The sequence below is a fragment of the Hymenobacter chitinivorans DSM 11115 genome (assembly GCF_002797555.1).
Taxonomy (GTDB): domain Bacteria; phylum Bacteroidota; class Bacteroidia; order Cytophagales; family Hymenobacteraceae; genus Hymenobacter; species Hymenobacter chitinivorans.
In genome coordinates this window covers 2,184,148-2,199,253 of the sequence record NZ_PGFA01000001.1, presented here as the reverse complement: position 1 = coordinate 2,199,253, position 15,106 = coordinate 2,184,148, and the positions used below count along the sequence as shown (strand labels likewise).

The following is a 15,106-nucleotide window of genomic DNA, read 5'->3' as shown; positions in this document are numbered from 1 at the left end:
GGCGCTGAAATAGAACGTCCTGTCCAGCGGCGCGAGGCATTTCGCGTGCCGTCGTAGTGCTTGACCTAGCGTTGCGCGCAGCCGGAGCTTCTCTACGGCTGTAACGCCATGCCCATTCATTATCAACGGCAGGAATGCTTCCGTTCGGCCGGCCGCCAGATCAAGCAGCTCGGCCACTTCTTTGCCACGATCATTGAGTACCATTGCAGGCGAGATGTCTCCCGCTGCTCGACAGGACGGCGCTGCGCCCACTCACCTTCTGCTTTCCCGCTTCGAATGAATCTGAAAACCAAAATCAACCTGGGGTTTCTGGCCATGCTGCTGCTGCTGCTTAGCATCGGCGGCTACGGCTACTACTCCCTGCGGCAGCTCGACCGCAGCTCCCGCGACGTACTGGTGGCCAACCTCTACTCCGTCACGCTGGGCCAGCAGATGCTGCGCGGCCTGGATGAGCTGGCCCGGCAGCCCCTGACCGATACGGCGGCCACGGCCCGCTTTGCCGCCGCCCTGCGCAAGGAAAGCCGCAACATCACCGAGGCCGGGGAGCAGGAGGTGGTCGAGGAACTCGGGCAGCGCCTGGGGCTGCTCCAGCAGCTGCAGCGCACCGCGCCAACCACCGCGGCCCTGGCGGCCGGCGGGCCGGCCGTGGCCGAGCTGCGCCGCCTGACCTACCAGATGGTGGAAGTGAATACGGCGGCCCTGACCCGCAAAACCGAGCAGGCCAACCGCCGCGCCGACGCGGCCAACCGCAACCTGCTCGTCTTCCTGACCCTGGCCACGCTATTAGCCCTGGGCCTGGTGGGCAGCGTGCCCGAGGCCGCCGTGCAGCCCCTGCGCAAGCTCACCGCGGCCCTGAACCACGCCACCGAGCGCGACTTTTCGGGCAGCATCCCCCAGGAAAGCACCGACGAGTTTGGGCAGGTGGCCCGGGCCTTCAACCGCATGCTGAGCCAGCTGCGTGAGTACCGCACCTCCACCGCTGCCGAGCTGATAACCGAGCGCAACCGGGCCGCCAGCATCGTCAATACCCTGGATGAGGGCCTGCTGCTGCTCGATGAGCACCGCCGCATTCTGCTGGCCAACCCCGTGATGTGCGAGCTGCTGGGCCTGCCCCCGGAGCAAGTGGTGGGCCAGTCGGCGCCGGTTTTGCGCTTGCACAACGACCTGCTGCAAACCATGCTCCGCCCGCTCGACGCGCCCAACCGGGCCGCCGCCGTGGCCGAAGCCCCGCTGCTGCACATCAGTCAGCGCGGGGAGGAAGCCTTTTACCGCTTGGCCGTGCAGGAGCTGGTGTCCTTCAACGCGGCTACCGAGAAGACCGAGTTTGTGGGTCAGATCCTGACTTTGCGCAACGTGTCGGATTTCAAGAAGCTGGATCAGGTCAAGTCCAACTTCCTGGCCACCGTCTCGCACGAGCTCAAAACCCCGCTTTCCAGCATGAACATCAACCTGCGCCTGCTGCTCGACGAGCGTCTGCCGGCCGAGGAGCGTCTGCGTATCACCGGCGACGTGCGCCAGGAAACCCAGCGCCTGCAGCGCATGGTGGCCGAGCTGCTCGACGTGTCCCGCCTCGACGCCGGGGCCGGCATCCAGCTTGACGTGCGCCCCACCAGTCTGGCCGATATCGTGGGCTATGCCACCGCTACCGTGCAGGCCCAGCTTCGCGACAAGCAGCTGCGCCTGGAAGTGCAGTTGCCGGAGAATCTACCCGCCGTGCGTGCCGACGTGGAAAAAACCACCTGGGTGCTTATCAATCTGCTGGCCAACGCTACCCGCTATTCCCCGGTCGGGGAGGCCCTAACCGTGCGGGCCGCGCCGGCCGGCAGCTTGGTGCAGGTCAGCGTGCAGGACCACGGCCCGGGCATTGCCGCCGACCACCACGAGCGGATCTTCCAGCGCTTCGCCCAGATTCCCGACAAAACCGGCTACCGCGGCGGCTCTGGCCTGGGCCTGAGCATTGCCCGGGAATTCATCACCTCCCAGGGCGGGCGGCTGTGGGTGGAAAGTGAGCTGGGCGCGGGCAGCACGTTTCATTTCACGCTGCCCGCCGTCGGCTAACGTCAACCGCTAGCCGCTGTTGCGTTAAAGCAGACAGCACAACGGCCACCAGAGTATTCCGATGGCCGTTGTGCTGTTTATACAAAAGGATATACCCAAAAGTTGAAACAACTTCAACTCACTGCGTTGGCCCGCTGTCCACCTTGGCTTCCAGCGTCGCCTGAATTGCCGTGGGCACCCGCGCCATGATATCGTAGCCGGTAGCCGTTTCGATGGCGTCGACGGTAGTACGGTAGGTGCCCCAGGTGGTGCTGAGGGAGTTGTCGTTAGGCGTATCCACGGCAATAACCCGGGTGCTGCTGCTGACCCGGCTCACATCGTCGTTGCCCTGGGGGAGCACCACAATAACTTTCCAGATGCGCTGGGGCACCGTCACGCGGCCGTTGTCGAGGGTTTCCTTGTAGCCGCTGGAGCCGGTGCCGCCTTTGCCGTAGTTACCCATTACGATATACAACTCGTTGCCCTGATCCACCAGCGTACGGCAGTAGCCTTCCAGGTTGGCCCAGGTTTGCTGGTTGTTGCGCGGGGCCTGGGGCACCATGTTGGTCATCAGGAACGTCGCTGAGTTGTCGGCCACCGTTGTGGTGCGGTCGGCGGAAGGGCAGTTGTGGCCCCGGTCGAAGCCCGAGACAGTATAGCTGCCGGTTTGGACCTGGTACCAGCCGGCGGGCAAAGTAGCATCGGCGCGGAAGTCGTCCTGGCGGGCGGCGGTGCCCAGCCACTCTGGGCTCAGGTGCCAGCTTACCCAATTGGGAATGCCCCGGTCACGGTGGTAAGACAGGGCGTACTGGGTTTTCAGCAGCAGGTAATTGGAGGGCTGGGCGGCGTCCGTAACGGCGCCGCTGGGGTTGCCCAGGGTAATGTGCTCGGGCAGCGGGGGCAGTGGTACTTCCGGGACGACGGGCTTTACTTCTTCGGTTTCCTTGGAGCAGGCGCCCGCAAGCAGGCCCAGCGCCAGCAGGGCGGTGGCAGAGAATTTACTGGTATTCATGAAAGCAACAGGAGGTGAGAGTAGGAGCAGGCAGAAAGACAAATAACGGGAGTTAGTCGCAAAGCTGCGCGCGGGCCCGAGCCGGACTATTGACCACCCTGGACCGGTTAACCGCCCTTCGCCTTTTACGCGGCCGGCGGGGCTTCCCGGTAGGCGCTACTCCAATAGCAGCGGCGTGGACTGCCGTAATCGGGTAGGCCTGCACGGGGAGCTGCCGCTTCCCGGCCCGTAAGCAGCCCCGCAGCTGCTCAGCATACTCCCCGAATTTGGTCAGCTCGGCAAACACCGTGTAGCCCCGTACCCGTTACTGCTGCCCCATAAGCTACCGGACGGTACTTGCCATTTGGCAAAAATGAGAGCCGCCATTGGCGGCCCCGGCGACTTCTGCTCACGGCCGGGCTTGCTGCTGCGGGGCCGGTGCAGCGTGCTGTTTTGGCAAATGATCCTACCAAAATGGAAGGGGTGGCCGCGCGGCTGGTGGGTAAAGTTAGCCTGATAATATTTTTATAGTTTGATAATCAATTAATTGTGAATATGACTTGGAATTAAATCCGGCGGCGGCACTGGTCTTGGCAAAGAGGCCATATCACCAAGCATCTAACCTGCCGCTCCCATGGACCTTTTCGACAACCTCGCCAAAGCCGCCAAAGACTTCTTCGTCGAAGGCGACGACCCCAGTGCCCCGGCTAAGGCTAGTAAAGGCCCCGCCCAGCCCCTGCAGCCGCTGCCAGCCCAGGCCCCGCAGCAACTCCCCGTGGCGCCCGGTCCCGGCACTTTCGCCCTGAACCAGCCCGCGGCGGTAACCCAGCCCGAGCAGCGCCACCTCGACCACATTGCCACCCTGCTGGCCGGCGACGGCAAGGATTTCGTGGCCTACACCAAAATGGTGAAGAGCATGGCCGCCAGCGGCCTGGCCGGTCCGGTGCTCTATCAGACGGCCTTTCACGCCTTTGCCGCCGTCACCGGCCTCGACGCGGCCACGCTGCTAACCACGGGCGAGCAGCTGGAGCAAAAGCTGGTGGCCGACCGCAACAAGGTGCTGGAGCGCCACCAGGAAAAGATGGGGGAGCTCAAGATTGCCAATGCCCAGCCCAGCACCATCGTGCAGCTCACGGGCCAGGAGCAGCGCCTGCAGGCCGAACTGGCCGAGCTCACCAAGCAGCTCGAAGCCAAAAGCCAGCAGCTCCAGGCCACTCAGCAGCAGCTGGTGGCCGAGCGCCAGAAAGCCCAGGCTTCCCTGGCTTCCTACGAGCTGGCCAACGCCAGCGCCGCCGCCGACCTGAAAGCCCACCGCCAGGCCGCCCAGTCCTTTTTGCTAGGGGTGAAATAGTGAATGAGTAAGTGAGTGAATGAGCGAAGTCAGGCTTTGCAACTCACCCATCTTATTCCTCACTACTCTGCTACGCACCTCAACAACTCACTCATTCACTCCCTTACTCATTCACTTTACATATGAACACATTGCTTCCCGGTGGTACTTCCACTGATTTACCCAAATGGCAAAAGCCCGAAAAGGCCGCGGGCTGGGTTTTTCTGGCCGCCGCGGCCGGGGCCGGCATCTACTTCTGGGGCCAGATCGTGCCCTACCTGGTCGACATCGTCTTCGACACGGTCAAGCTCGGCTTCGGGCTCGGGGCGCTGTTCGTGCTCTTCCTGATTGTGACCAGCAAGCGGATCAAGGCGGGGCTCTGGTACGCCGGGCAGCGCATCTTCCGCACCGCGGCCGGCATCTTCGTCGAGACGGACCCCATCGGGATTATGCAGGACTACATCCGCAATACCGAGAAGGAAGCCCAGAACATGGAGTCGGAGGTAGGCCACATCGAAGGGGCCCACGAGCTGGTGAAGCGCAAGATGGACGCCAACAAGCAGCAGCTCCAGGAGTACCTGCGCCTGGCCGACTCGGCCGCCCGCAAGGGCGAGAAGGACTTCGCCGAGTCGTACGCTTCCCGGGCCGCTCAGCTCGAAGACTACAACTCCCGCCTGCAGCCCATGCTGACCACCACGGCCAACGTGACGCTGGTGATGCGCCAGATTCTGAAGGCCGCCCTGCGCCAGATCGACAATTCCAAGTTCAAGGTCAACCTGCTCAAGGACGAGTACGAGCTGGTGAAGCGCACTTCCTCGGGCATGCGGGCCGCCATGAACATCCTGCGCGGCGACCCCGACAAGAAGTACTTCTTCGATATGGCCACCGACCGGGTAGCCCAGGACATGGCCCAGCAGCTGGGTCAGATCAAGCAGGCCATGCGCTACAGCCAGGAATTCGTGAAGGAAATGGACATCCAGAACGGGGTGATGAGCGAGAAGGGCCAGCGTCTGCTGGAAAAATACCAGAAGGGCGACTTCAACACCCTGCTCAACGAGCAGCCCAGCACCCTGAGTAGCCCCGCCACCACGGCCAAAGCCACCAACGACGCCTATTCCAACCTGCTGGACTAGAACGTCAATAGCACGGCAATTCAGAACGAAAATTCCCCTCCTCAGATGAGGAGGGGTGCCCAAAGGGCGGGGTGGTTGAAACGTCAGGACGATGGTTGCTGACGGCTGCAATATGCCTGCTACCTGGAAGTACCTGCTCTACCGGCGCGGCCGACCAACCACCCCAGCCTTCGGCCACCCACGCCGCTTGATGCGCGGAATTTGAAAAAAGGAGGGGAACTCGCCCACCCCAACAACTGACAACTAACAACTGACAACTACCATGACAACGCGCGGTAAAATCGTGATTGGCGCCCTGCTAGTGGCGCTGCTCTACTTCGGCATCAACAAGCTTATTGGCAGCGGGATGCTGTTTAAAAAGGCGGCTACCGAGTCGGTGCTGCTCAACTCCATTGAGCTGCCGACCCAGACGGCCGGCAGCCGCACCAACATTGCCGTGCCGCTGGCCCCGCTGCCGGGCAGCACGCCCACTGAAAAAGGCGCGGCCGTGACCTGGGAAGTAATGGCCTGGAACTCGCAGATGGCCGGCATGCTGGCCAACGGCGGCCCCCGCACCACGGAAAACTCCAGCATGGCCGCCAACGGCATCAATCTGCAGATCGTACGCCAGGACGACGTGGCCAAAATGCAGGCCGACCTGGTCAAAAATGCCCTGGACATGCAGCAGAACCCCGCAACGCCGGGCCTCATCGTGAGCATCATGGGCGACGGGCTGCCGGCCTTCTCGGCGGTGCAGAGTCAGCTGGAAAAAGCCGGCACGGGTTTGCAGATTCTGCCCTACAGCTGCGGTAAGTCGTACGGCGAGGACAAGCTCATGGGCCCCAAGGAGTGGCTCGACAACCCCAAGGCGGCCCTGGGCAAGACCATTGCCTGCTACCTGCGCGACGGCGACCAGAACATTGCCCTGAAGTGGTGCGCCGACAACAGCCTGAAGGTGAACCCCGACGAAACCACCTACGACCCCGAAGCCGTGAACTTCATGGCCGCCCCCGACTTCCTGGCCGCCGCCGAAAAGTACATTACCGGCAAGCCCGAGCAGCGCACCAAGGTGGTCAAAGGCAAGGATACCGGCGTCAAAGTGGACGTGCCCGCCGACGCCGTAGCCACCTGGACGCCCGGCGACGTGAACATTGCCAAGCAGAAAGGCGGCCTGGTCAACATCGTCTCGACCAAGGAATACTCGAACCAGATGCCCAATATCATGGTGACCACCAAGCTCTGGTACGACGCCCACCCCAAGGAAGTGGAAGGCATTATGACGGCCCTGGCCGTGGCCGGTGACCAGGTGAAAACCCACCCCGAGGCCCTGAGCCGCGCCGCCGATATTTCGGCCGAAGTGTACGGCGACAAGGACAAGAACGGCGGCTACTGGCTGCGCTACTATAAAGGAGTAAGTGAAGCCGACCGCACCGGGGAAGTGGTAGAACTCGGTGGGAGCAAGGCCTTCAACTTCGCCGATAACCTGGCGCTGTTTGGTCTGGAGGAAGGCGGCACCAACGTCTACGCCTCGGTCTACAAGACTTTCGGCGACGTGCAGCGCAAGCTTTACCCCAAGGAATTGCCCAGCTACGTGCCCCTCGACCAGATGCTGGACCTGACCCTGCTCAAGAAATTGCAAGCTCAGTACAAGGGCAAAGCCATTGCCCCGGCCGACAAGCAGCAGTTTGCCGCCGACGATGAAATCCGCCGCAGCGTGAGCAAGCGGGCCTGGAACATCGAATTCGAAACCGGCAAGAGCACCTTCACGCCGGCCGCCGAGCGGGATTTGAACCAGCTCTTCGACGACCTGGTGGTAGCTGGCCGCCTCAAAGTAGCCGTCCACGGCCACACCGATAACCAGGGCGACCCCCAGAAAAACCAGCAGCTCAGTGAAGACCGGGCCCTGGCCGTGCAGCAGTGGCTGAGCCGCAAAAGCTCCAGCGCCTTCCCCGAGGGCCGGGTCCAGATCTACGCCCACGGCGCCACCGAGCCCCTGGCCCCCAACACCGCCCCCGACGGCCGCGCCAAAAACCGCCGCGTGGAAATCGTGCTGGGGAATTAGGTGAAGTTGTGAAATGGTGAAGTTGTGAAATGGTGAGTTTGACGTTCGATCTGCGCGAATGGCGCAAGCTGCCCCTCCAAATCAACAACTCACCACTTCACCATTTCCGCCCTATTGCTTGTGCTTTATCCTAGCTTTTTTATTCCTCGTGTCCTATTTCTCATCCATAGCAAAGAAGAAGTCCCGCCCGGAGCCGGGGCTTCTTCGGGCTGTGAGTCAATGCTTGGACCACCACTCCTCCTCGCAAGCCAAGTGAGTGCCGCGCCTGGCGCTTCATCAATGCCTAGTGCGCCGCCAGAACAACTCACAAATTCACTCTTCACAATTTCACCTCCATGAAAGAGCTATTTGCCCCCAATGCCCGGCCCAGCCGGCCGGTGTTTGCCACCATGGTGGGCGCCCAGCTGCTGGTGCTGGTGCTGCTTTGGGCGTTTTACCCCCTGCAAATCTTCCCCAGTCTGGGCCAGGTGCTGCGGGCGTTGGGCGACTTAATCACGACCCAGGGGCTGTTGCAGGAGCTGTGGGCCAGCATGACGACGGCCTTGCAGGCCCTGGCCATCGGCACGGTGCTGGCCCTGGTTATTTCGTACTTGACGGCCCTGCCGTTTTTCCGGCCCATTGCCTACGCCGCCACCAAAATGCGCTACCTCACTCTCACCGGCCTCACGTTTTTCATGGCCCTGATGCTGAGCTCGGGCCACGAGGTCAAGCTCTCGGTGCTGGTTTTTGCCACCACCGTGTACCTCGTAACGGGCATGACGAGCGTGATTCTGACCACCACCCAGGAGGAAATGGACCACGCCCGGACCCTGGGGTTGGGCGAGTGGCGCAGCTTTCTGGAAGTCGTGGTGCTGGGTAAGCTGGATCTGATGCTGGAAGTCGTGCGCCAGAACTTCGCCATCATCTGGACCATGATTACGCTGGTCGAAACCCTCTACCAGTCGGAAGGCGGCATCGGCCTGCTGCTCTACAAGCAAAACCGCTACCTGCACCTCGACGGGGTGCTGGCCATTCAGCTGGTCATTCTGGCCACCGGCGCCCTGCAGGACTACGTCTTCGTGCTCCTGCGCCGGGTATTCTTTCCCCACTCGGCGTTGGCTGCGGCGCAGGGCTAAACAGCAGGAGGGAAGCAAGGGACCCATGCGGTGTTTTTGCGCCGAAAAGCCAAAGCCTGGCTCCAGCCATCCAAAGCTTGGTCACAGTCACCCAAAGCCTGGTCACAGTCATTCAAAGCCTAGTCACAGTCACCCAAAGCCCGGACACAGTGGTCCAAAGCCCAGCCCCAAGCCTCCAAAGCCCGGATGCAGTCGTCCAAAGCCCAGCCCCAACGACCCAAAGCGTGGTCCACGGCTTCCAAAGCGTAGCTCCAAGCCTCCAAAGCCTGGCCCCAGCCGTCCAAAGCTCGTCTCCGGCGACCCGCCCCAACTTTCTAAACGATTACGCTTCTACACCCATATCCCAGATGACTCCTTACTTTCACCAGGAACCCGTACTGACCCTCGACAACGTGTCGATGAGCTACCAGGGCGAAGTCGTGCTGCGCGACATCAGTGCCCAGGTCTTGAACGTGGTGCGGCCCAACATGACCCAGGGCCAGGTCGTGGGCTTCTACGGCCGCTCGGGCATCGGTAAGTCGGTGCTCTGCCGCATCATTGCCGGGCTCACCCCGCCAGCCGCCGGCTCGGTGCGGGTCGGGGAGGAGCAGCACCCCGTGCAGGCCGGCGACGTGGGCCTGGTGCAGCAGCGCTACCCGCTCTTCAACCACCGCACCCTCTCCGACAACCTGCTGCTGGCCGCCGCCCGCAAGCACGAGCCCGAAGCCGCCAAGCGGGAAGTAGCCGCCTACCTGGAGCGGTTCCGGCTCGACCAGCACGGCAAGAAGTTTCCCGCCCAGCTCTCGGGCGGGCAGCGCCAGCGGGCCGCCATTGCCCAGCAGCTGCTCTGCTCCGACCACCTGATTCTGCTCGACGAGCCCTTCTCTGGCCTCGACGTGGCCATGATTGACGAAGTGAAGAAAATCATCCTCGAAGTCACCACCATGGATGAGCTCAACACGGTCGTCATCGTCTCCCACGACATTGCCACCACCACGGCCCTGTCGGACACGCTCTGGCTCATGGGCTACGAGCGGGACGCCGCCGGCCAGCTCCTGCCCGGGGCCACCATCAGCCAAGACCACCAGTACGATTTGGCCGGCATGGGCCTGGCCTGGCACCCCAACGTGGAAGCCGAGCCGGAGTTTAACCGGTTTGTGGAGCAATTGAAGGATGAAATCCGGGCGGCCTGATTATTCTACCGGCTTCGTTTATAATTCTATCAGGTCCCCTTTTGAAATCCGGCCAATTACCGTCCGTGCAAAACCACTTTCAAAGATTGTGTCTTGCAGTTTTTCAAATCGGTCAAAGTAGGATGATGGGCTTCCGGTTTCCAGGATGAGCAACCAGACTTCATCGCAGCCAGTTAGGTAGCCACTTATATTATTGCTCTTCCGGGTAATTATCTCTTGAATCTTAGCAACTGGAGCGTCAGGGACCCAAAAGGAAGTTATTGGTGACCAGCAAGGAGTTGTAAGTCGATCCAAATAGAATATTCCGACACTGTGAATATGCGAGTGTATAAAGGATTCAATTCGTATATCGAATTGAGCCTGATTCTGGGGCAGATCTTTTACTGCTAAGACACTGCTTTCTATTATGCCCGCTAAAAATGCTGCGATTGGCTTTCGATTTAAAGCGCTCCAATCTACTGCTTCTGAAAAACCTACTGTTACTTGGAGCGGCAGGTGGCTCCTCGCTTCAAATAGCCTTTGGGCTTCATCTAAAATAGCGTCTTGTTTTGCTTCTCTTTCTCTAGATTCCTCATTCAAAATAAGAGCAGTCATTTCAATCCCAATCTTCTTCCCCTCTACCTGAATTATAAAATCTGGTAGCGGTGGTTTTGGTTGAGACAAGGAGAAAGGTGTTTCTGCGAACAGAGTAGGAAGGAATTTTTCTAGCAGAAACAATTCGCGACTCTGTTTATCAGGCATAGTGGCAAGGTAAACGTGATTCAACAATGATACTTCTTTTGCAAGCCGATACTTTTAGGCGTTGAACAGCTAGTTCGCCCAATTCAACACTTAAAATTTAACATTCCCAATTCCCCTCCATGCCCACCGGTACCCTGCTCATCATCGACGACGAAACCCGCCTGCGCCAGCTGCTAAGCCGGGTCCTGGAGCTGGAAGGCTACACCGTGCTGCAGGCCGCCGATGCCCGCCGCGGCCTGGAAACCCTGCAGCAGCACGCCGAGGAAGTGCTGGTCATCCTCTCCGACGTGAAGCTGCCCGATGCCCACGGCGTGGAGCTGATTCCCAAGCTGCGGGCCCGCTGCCCCGAGGCCGAAATCGTGCTCATGACGGCCTTCGGTACGATTCCCGACGGGGTGCAGGCCATGAAGCAGGGCGCTTTCGACTACCTGACCAAGGGCGACTCCGACGACCAGCTGGTCGTCATCGTGGACCGGGCCGCCGACAAGGCCCGACTGCAGCGCCGGGTGGCCGAGCTGGAAAAGAAAGTCGGGGCCCAGCACAGCTTCGAGACGATGATAGGGGAGTCGGCGGCGCTGCGGGCGGCCCAGAATTTGGCCCGGCAGGTAGCCGTGACGGACAGCACCGTGCTGCTCGAAGGGCCCACGGGCGCCGGCAAGGAGCTTTTTGCCCAGGCCATTCATCAGGCCAGTCCGCGCCGGCTCAAGCCCTTCGTGGCCGTCAACTGCTCGGCCTTCCCCAAAGATTTGCTCGAATCGGAGCTGTTTGGCTACAAGAAAGGCGCCTTCACCGGGGCCCTGACCGACAAGAAAGGACTGCTCGAAGAAGCCAACGGCGGCACGCTGTTCCTGGACGAAATAGGCGAGCTGGAGCTGAATGTGCAGGCCAAATTCCTGCGGGTGCTCGAAACCCAGACCTTTACTAAGCTGGGCGCCACTACGCCCACGGCCGTGCAGGTGCGCATCGTGGCCGCCACCAACCGCAACCTCAAGCTCGAAGCCCAGGAAAGCCGCTTCCGCCCCGATTTGTACTACCGCCTCTCGGTCTTCACCATCGACGTGCCCCCGCTCAAAGCCCGGGCCACCGACGTGCCGGTGCTGGCCGAATACTTCCTGCAGCACTTCGCCGCCCGCCTCAAAAAGCGCCTGCCGGGCCTGGAACCCGAATGTTTGCGCCTGCTGCAGGCCTACGACTGGCCGGGCAACGTGCGGGAGCTCAAGAACGTGCTGGAGCGGGCCGCCATCCTCACGCCCGACAACGAGCGGGTGGCCCCCGGCCTGCTGCCCACCGAGTTTTACACCCTGCCCGACGCCATCCGGGCCACCGACGACCCCCACGACCGGAGCCTGCGGGCCGTGGAAGCCCGCCACATCCGGGAAGTGCTGGCCGACGTGGACGGCAACAAAACCGAGGCCGCCCGCCAGCTCGGCATCGGTCTGACCACGCTCTACCGCAAGCTGCAGGAGTACGGCCTGACGGCCTGATTTCCTTTTTCTCTACCTTCTCAACGCCCTGCCCGCAGCCTTTCGCGCGGCGCAGCCGGCACCCTACACCCATGAAATTCGCCCTTGTTTTCGTTGCCGCTTTGTTGCTAACCGGTTCCGCCAGTGCCCAGCAGCCCGCTTTGCCCGACTCGGCCGCGCCGGCTACGGTCTTACCGGCGGGGCTGACCGTCTACGGCTTTGCCGACGCCTACTACGGCTACGACTTTACCGGCAAGGCTCCGCAGCGGCCCGGCTTTCTGTACGCGCACAACCGGGCCAATGAGTTTGCCCTCAACAATGCCGTGCTGGGAGTGCGCTACGAAGAAGCCCGGGTGCGCGGGGCCCTGGCCCTGCATACCGGCACTTACGTGGAGGCCAATTACGCCAACGAGCCGACGGTCTTGCGCAACATCTACGAGGCCTACGCCGGCTTCCGGCCCACGGCCAAAAGCTGGCTCGACGTGGGCATTTTCACTTCCCACATCGGGTTTGAGTCGGCCCTGAGCAAGGACAACTGGACGCTGACCCGCTCCTTAATGGCCGAAAACTCGCCTTATTACGAAGCCGGGGCCCGCTTTACCTACGAGGTGTCGCCCACGCTTACGGCCACGTTCCTGGTGCTCAACGGCTGGCAGCAGATTCGGGACGTAAACCGGGCCAAGAGCCTGGGCACCCAGCTGCAGTGGAAGCCCACGGCCAAATGGCTGCTCAACTCCAGCACCTACTACGGCAACGACCAGACCCCGGGCAACTCCCGGCGTCGCCGCTTCTTCCACGATTTTTACCTGACCTACACTGCTACCGACAAGCTTTCCGTGGCCGGAGTGCTCGACATCGGCACCCAGCAGGGTGAAAACCGCAGCAACCAGGACGTGTGGCACGCCGCCTCGGCCTTCGTGCGCTACCAGGCCACGCCGCAGTGGGCCGTAGCGGGGCGGGCCGAGTACTACTCGGCCGAGCACGGCGTGCAGATTAGCGCCGGCCGGCCGGCCGGCACCGACCCCAACACCGAGCTGCAGGGCGCTTCGCTCAACCTGGACTACGCGCCCAGTCGCCACCTCACGGCCCGGGTGGAAGGGCGGGTGCTGCGCAGCAACACGGGTTTGTTTCCTGATTCCGATAATTTGCCGGCCAAAACCTACGGCAACGTGACGACCAGTATTGCCCTGAGCTTTTAACGCTCACCCGCTATGACCTTGAAAAACCGAATCCGGCTGAGCGTGCTCACCATGCTGCTCTTGCTACTGCTGGTGGGCGTGTACAGCTACAGCGTGCTCCACGGCCTGGACCGCCGGGCCCAGCACGTGCAGCGGGCCAACCTGCACTCGGTGGAGCTGGGCCGGCAGATGCTCTGGGCCCTGAGCGGCCTGACCCAGCAGCCTTCCCGCCCCACGGCCCTCCAGGAGTTTCGCCGGGCCCTGACCCGGGAAGGCGCCAACATCACCGAGCCCGGCGAGGCTGAGCTGGTCGACAGCCTGACCCAGAACCTGGCCGACTACCAGCGCCTGCTCGATAACCAGGCCCCGCTGGCGCAGCGCCAGGCCGAGCTGCTCCAGCTCCAGGCCCAAACCAACCGCCTGCTGACGATGAACCTGGCCGCCTCGGGCCGGCAGGGCGAGGAAGCCGCCCGCACCGTGCGGGCCGCCAAAACCACCCTGCTCGTGATTCTGGTGCTTAGCACGGTGCTCGGGGCCAGCCTGGTGCTGCGCCTGCCCCGCATCGTGGTGCGCCCGTTGCGCCGCCTCAGCGCCGACATCGAGCTGGCCACCGATCCGGCCACGGGAGTAGCCCTGCCCATCGAGCGGCACGACGAAGTCGGCAACGTGGCTCAGGCCTTTAACCGGGTGCTGGGCCAGATGCAGGACCTGCGCACGGCCAGCCGGGCCGAGCTGCTGATGCAGCGCAACCGCATGGAAAGCATCGTGCAGGGCCTCGACGAAGGCCTGCTGCTTATCGACCAGAACCGCCGCATTATTCTGGTCAACCCCGTGGCCAGTGAGTTGCTGGGCCAGCCCGCCGAGGCCCTTATCGGCCAGCTGGCCGCCGACGTGGCCCGCCACAACGAGTTTCTGCAAACCCTACTCACTGCCGAGGCCCAGGCCGCTCCGCACGAACCGGCCCAGCCCCCCGAGTACACCGTCATGCGCCACGGCCAGGAAGCGTACTACCGGCTGGCGGTGCAGCCAATTCTGTCCTACAACGAGCTGACGGCCCAGACTGAGTTTGTGGGTCACATTCTGTCCCTGCGCAACATCACCGATTTTAAGAAGCTGGATCAGGTCAAGTCCAACTTCCTGGCCACCGTCTCGCACGAGCTCAAAACCCCGCTGGCCAGCATCAACCTCAGCCTGAAGCTGCTCCAGGATGAGCGCACCGACACGGCCGAGCGCCAGCGCATTGCCGGCGGCATCCGCCTCGAAACCCAGCGCCTGCTGCGCATGGTGGGGGAGCTCATCGACGTGAGCCGCCTCGACGCGGGCGTGGGCATCAAGCTCAACCCCGAGCCCGTGGCCCTGGCCCTGGTCATGGACTACGCCGACGACACCATCATGGCCCAGCTCGAAGACAAGCAGCTCGAGCTCCGTTATGCCCTGCCCGAGGACCTGCCCGCCGTGCGCGCCGACCTGGAAAAAACCACCTGGGTCGTCATCAACCTCATGGCCAACGCCATCCGCTACTCCCCGCCGGGTGAGCAAATCCACATCAGCGCCGAGCAGCGCGGCGAGCTGGTGCAGGTGAGCGTACGGGACTGCGGCCCCGGCATCCCGGCCGAGTACCACGACCGGATTTTCCAGCGTTTCGCCCACATTCCCAATAAGGCCGGCGTCAAGGGCGGCTCGGGCCTGGGGTTGAGCATCAGCCGGGAGTTCATCACCTCCCAGGGCGGCGAGCTGTGGGTGGAAAGCCAGCCCGGCTGCGGCAGCGTATTTCACTTCACCCTGCCGGTGATGGGGTAGTAGTTGTTAGTTGATTGTTGTCAGTTGATTGTTAAAAAAAAGCCCCGTAACTGTACGCTACGGGGCTTTTTGACAATCAACTAACAACAATCAACAACTAGCAAT

11 protein-coding genes are annotated in these 15,106 nt (G+C 62.1%); 9 read left to right on the top strand and 2 right to left on the bottom strand.

Annotation, left to right across the window (positions count from 1 at the left end):
• Positions 1-276 precede the first annotated feature (276 nt).
• Positions 277-2,058 carry a HAMP domain-containing sensor histidine kinase gene (locus CLV45_RS09320; protein ID WP_170061833.1) on the top strand — a complete coding sequence of 594 codons (1,782 nt, stop codon included), beginning with the start codon at positions 277-279 and terminating at the stop codon, positions 2,056-2,058.
• A gap of 118 nt (positions 2,059-2,176) precedes the next feature.
• Here CLV45_RS09320 and CLV45_RS09315 read toward each other — a convergent pair whose 3' ends face one another.
• On the bottom strand, positions 2,177-3,049 hold the full coding sequence (locus CLV45_RS09315) for a DNA/RNA non-specific endonuclease (RefSeq protein WP_100336085.1): 873 nt from the start codon (positions 3,047-3,049) through the stop codon (positions 2,177-2,179).
• 613 nt (positions 3,050-3,662) lie between these two features.
• Between CLV45_RS09315 and CLV45_RS09310 the strand changes: the two genes are divergently transcribed.
• The 5 genes from CLV45_RS09310 to CLV45_RS09285 all read left to right on the top strand — a co-directional run bounded on the left by CLV45_RS09310 (position 3,663) and on the right by CLV45_RS09285 (position 9,819).
• The gene (locus tag CLV45_RS09310; protein ID WP_100336084.1) at positions 3,663-4,379 is read left to right on the top strand and encodes a hypothetical protein; all 717 of its coding nucleotides are present in this window, start codon (positions 3,663-3,665) and stop codon (positions 4,377-4,379) included.
• Positions 4,380-4,501: 122 nt separating this feature from the next.
• Positions 4,502-5,491 (top strand): PspA/IM30 family protein, encoded by a 990-nt coding sequence (locus CLV45_RS09305; RefSeq protein WP_100336083.1) that lies wholly within the window; start codon positions 4,502-4,504, stop codon positions 5,489-5,491.
• Between the two features lie 262 nt (positions 5,492-5,753).
• The gene (locus tag CLV45_RS09300) at positions 5,754-7,532 is read left to right on the top strand and encodes an OmpA family protein (protein WP_100336082.1); all 1,779 of its coding nucleotides are present in this window, start codon (positions 5,754-5,756) and stop codon (positions 7,530-7,532) included.
• Between the two features lie 335 nt (positions 7,533-7,867).
• Positions 7,868-8,647, top strand: a complete 780-nt coding sequence (locus tag CLV45_RS09295; RefSeq protein WP_100336081.1) for an ABC transporter permease — start codon at positions 7,868-7,870, stop codon at positions 8,645-8,647.
• A 347-nt stretch (positions 8,648-8,994) separates the two neighbouring features.
• Positions 8,995-9,819, top strand: coding sequence for an ATP-binding cassette domain-containing protein (locus CLV45_RS09285; protein WP_100336079.1), 825 nt, complete (start codon positions 8,995-8,997; stop codon positions 9,817-9,819).
• A gap of 18 nt (positions 9,820-9,837) precedes the next feature.
• Here the strand turns inward: CLV45_RS09285 and CLV45_RS24895 are convergent, their stop codons facing one another.
• The gene (locus CLV45_RS24895; protein ID WP_157807390.1) at positions 9,838-10,560 is read right to left on the bottom strand and encodes a hypothetical protein; all 723 of its coding nucleotides are present in this window, start codon (positions 10,558-10,560) and stop codon (positions 9,838-9,840) included.
• A 119-nt stretch (positions 10,561-10,679) separates the two neighbouring features.
• On the opposite strand from CLV45_RS24895, the gene CLV45_RS09280 reads away from it, so the two are divergent.
• The 3 genes from CLV45_RS09280 to CLV45_RS09270 all read left to right on the top strand — a co-directional run bounded on the left by CLV45_RS09280 (position 10,680) and on the right by CLV45_RS09270 (position 15,001).
• Positions 10,680-12,044: a sigma-54-dependent transcriptional regulator gene (locus CLV45_RS09280; RefSeq protein WP_100336078.1), complete on the top strand. Its 1,365-nt coding sequence runs from the start codon at positions 10,680-10,682 to the stop codon at positions 12,042-12,044.
• A gap of 71 nt (positions 12,045-12,115) precedes the next feature.
• Positions 12,116-13,222: a porin gene (locus CLV45_RS09275; protein ID WP_100336077.1), complete on the top strand. Its 1,107-nt coding sequence runs from the start codon at positions 12,116-12,118 to the stop codon at positions 13,220-13,222.
• A 12-nt stretch (positions 13,223-13,234) separates the two neighbouring features.
• Positions 13,235-15,001 carry a sensor histidine kinase gene (locus CLV45_RS09270; RefSeq protein ID WP_100336076.1) on the top strand — a complete coding sequence of 589 codons (1,767 nt, stop codon included), beginning with the start codon at positions 13,235-13,237 and terminating at the stop codon, positions 14,999-15,001.
• The last annotated feature ends 105 nt before the right edge of the window (positions 15,002-15,106 follow it).